Origin of the sequence: Pseudomonas sp., from assembly GCF_049300855.1 — a bacterium.
GTDB lineage: Bacteria > Pseudomonadota > Gammaproteobacteria > Pseudomonadales > Pseudomonadaceae > Aquipseudomonas.
Genome location: NZ_JBAQKH010000044.1, coordinates 1 through 1,609 on the forward strand (window position 1 = coordinate 1; position 1,609 = coordinate 1,609).

The following is a 1,609-nucleotide window of genomic DNA, read 5'->3' on the forward strand; positions in this document are numbered from 1 at the left end:
GTAATCAAGAAGCGGCGCAAGAAGATGCGCAAGCACAAGCATAAGAAGATGCTGAAGAAGACGAGGTGGGCGCGCCGCGCGTAGTCGCGACGCTGTTGCTTCGCTTCGCCGCGCTCGGATGGTGCATGTCGGGATGTGCGTGCGTGTGCACGCGATCGCTTCTCGTCAGGCGCGAGCGTACGAGTGCAGCCCGGCGATCCAGAGGTTGACCGCATACAGAGTGAAGAGGATCGCGGCGAACCCGAACACGGTGATGATCGCCGCTCGCTTCTCCTTCCAGCCGTAGGTCACGCGAGCGTGGAGATAGATCGCGAAGATGACCCAGGTGATGAAGGCGAACGTCTCCTTGGGATCCCATCCCCAGTAGCGTCCCCAGGCGTGTTCGCCCCAGATGGCTCCGCAGATGACACCGAACGTCCAGATCGGAAAGCCGATCATCACGAAGCGGTAGCTCCAGCCATCCAGCACCGCCGCCCTCGGCAGCGCGCGCTGCAGCCACGTCGCCACCGGGTGCTTGCCGCCGGTCGCGGTGAAGCCGCCGCCTGACCCGCCGCCGCCTCCCATCGTCATGGTCGCGACGCCCCCGCTGCTGACGCTTGCGGGCACGGCCGCGGGAGCGACCGCGAGCAGGCGGTTATCAGCCCAGCGTCGCGCGAGATACGCCATCCCGAAAAAGAACGAGAAGCTCAGCACGGCGGAGGATGTGGCCATCGAGGTCACGTGGATGGTCAGCCAGTAGCTGTGCAGCGCGGGTACCAGCTGCCCCGGCTGCACGTAGAGCATGTAGGCCACACCCATCAGTGCGACCGTGACGATCATCGCCGGCAACCCGATCAGGCGCATCCTCGAGCGCACCATGAGGACCACGCACACGGTGACGACGACGAACGCTATCCCGGTCGAGTACTCATACATGTTGCCGAGCGGCCAGTGCCCGGCCTCGAGCGCGCGGGTGAAGATCGAGGCAAAATGCAGCGGCCAGCCGACCATGACGAGGGCCATTCCGATGTCGCCAAGAACCCGTTTGCGGAACGCCAGGTGAAGCACGAAGGCAACCACCGCGAGCGTGTATGCGCCGACCGCGATCCCGAAGAGAACCAGGGACGCCGGGGTGCTCGACATGCCTGCGGGCGAGTATAGCCAGCGGTAGCGTCGAGGGCGCCTCGGCCGTCCGGAGTCGCATCTCGAATCCAGGCTGTAAAGGAATGGACGCAAGCCACCCGTTTCTGCGGCGCCTCCGTACCATGGGGGCAATGTCCCGGCCGCGCGTATTGCTCGCCGACGACGACCCGCGCGTACTGTCCGTCGTCTCCCGCTACCTCGACCTCGAAGGCTACGAGATGTCGACGGTTTCCGACGGCGAAGCGGCCGTCCGGATCGCCGAGGCCGATCGCCCCGATCTGATCATCCTCGACATCATGATGCCGGGCATCGACGGCATCGAGGCCTGCCGGCGGATCAGAGCAAACGCGGCGACCGCACAGACCCCGGTGCTCATGTTCAGCGCGCTGTCCGAGGAGGCAGATGCGGCCCGTCTCGCCGGAGCCGACGGCATGCTCCCCAAGCCGTTCAACCTCCCGGCGCTTGCCGAGGCGGTGAAGACCTTCTT

General features: G+C 65.6%; 3 protein-coding genes. 2 read left to right on the forward strand and 1 reads right to left on the reverse strand.

Features of this window, described 5'->3' with window-relative positions:
• Positions 1-84: 30S ribosomal protein bS22 (locus WA225_RS23365; protein WP_422609823.1), on the forward strand; the 84-nt coding region annotated here is incomplete at its 5' end.
• An 81-nt stretch (positions 85-165) separates the two neighbouring features.
• Here WA225_RS23365 and ccsB read toward each other — a convergent pair.
• Positions 166-1,122: a c-type cytochrome biogenesis protein CcsB gene (gene ccsB / locus WA225_RS23370; protein WP_422609821.1), complete on the reverse strand. Its 957-nt coding sequence runs from the start codon at positions 1,120-1,122 to the stop codon at positions 166-168.
• 149 nt (positions 1,123-1,271) lie between these two features.
• Between ccsB and WA225_RS23375 the strand changes: the two genes are divergently transcribed.
• On the forward strand, positions 1,272-1,609 hold a 338-nt coding region (locus WA225_RS23375), incomplete at its 3' end, for a response regulator transcription factor (protein ID WP_422609822.1).